This window comes from Vibrio sp. D173a (assembly GCF_030248475.1).
This window is the reverse complement of sequence record NZ_JAHGAH010001050.1, coordinates 1-884: the sequence shown is the minus strand read 5'-3', so window position 1 is coordinate 884 and position 884 is coordinate 1. Positions and strand designations below refer to the sequence as shown.

The 884-nt window shown below is 39.8% G+C and carries 2 pseudogenes; one reads left to right on the top strand and one right to left on the bottom strand.

Annotation, left to right across the window (positions count from 1 at the left end):
• Positions 1-305, bottom strand: a pseudogene (locus KIV40_RS31210) (peptidase); the annotation flags it as partial.
• Positions 306-660: 355 nt separating this feature from the next.
• Between KIV40_RS31210 and KIV40_RS31205 the strand changes: the two are divergent.
• Positions 661-884: pseudogene (locus KIV40_RS31205) on the top strand (hypothetical protein); the annotation flags it as partial.

Genomic DNA, 884 nt, shown 5'->3' with positions numbered 1-884 from the left:
GTTAGCGCCAGCATCAGCTCTTGGTCTTTTAAGTTCTTATAATCCGGATGAGTACTGGTTACTGTAATATCTTCTGCGTGCATCGACGTGGTTTCAGCGCCGGTATCGATTTTGCCAATAAAAGGAATATCGCTGAACCCTTCCACTTTCGAGAGATAGACATTCTCAGTACGGCCAAGCACCGATTTGCCGTCCAGCTCATAAGTTGGATTTTGAGTAGTAGGGGAAGTGTCAGTCGTTGCCATGGAATAGTGCGAAAAAACAAGTGTACTTATTAGAGTTAAAGCCAAAGGTATCTTTTTCATTAGTTGTTCCGTTGTCATCAGTTCACTAATAATACTGACGTTTTTGTTTAAAGTTCCTGCGTCAGCAGTGGTTCTCACATAACGTTTACGTGGTGACTTTTTCAATGACAAATCGATGACTTAACAGGGTTTAACCTCATCAATTGTTGACTTACTACTCACCCATTTTCATTGAAGGATCTACCTAGCATTCGGGCTGACAAGTAACGGTCCTTAAATGAGAAACGCCAGCCGATTTAAACGAATCAACTAAAAGTATAGATGCAAATTCACCATTCATTTTAAGTATTTATGTCACCATTTTATAAACCTAGCATTACAACTCATTAATTTCTTTGGTAGTATCCGCGCCGAAATGAGTGAACTGAATGTTGTGATGCATATATCAAGAAATAAGCAGATAAAACAAAAAGTAATGGCGATTTACGTCATTGCTGCTTTGCTGTTTCAGATATATTTATTAGCAACGATGGCGCTCAACCCATCACAAGTGAATAACAAGAACTGGCTGTCAGAAGCACAGGGAGAGCAGATCTTGCTGTGTACCGCAGAGGGTTTTAAATGGGTCGATATAAGAGA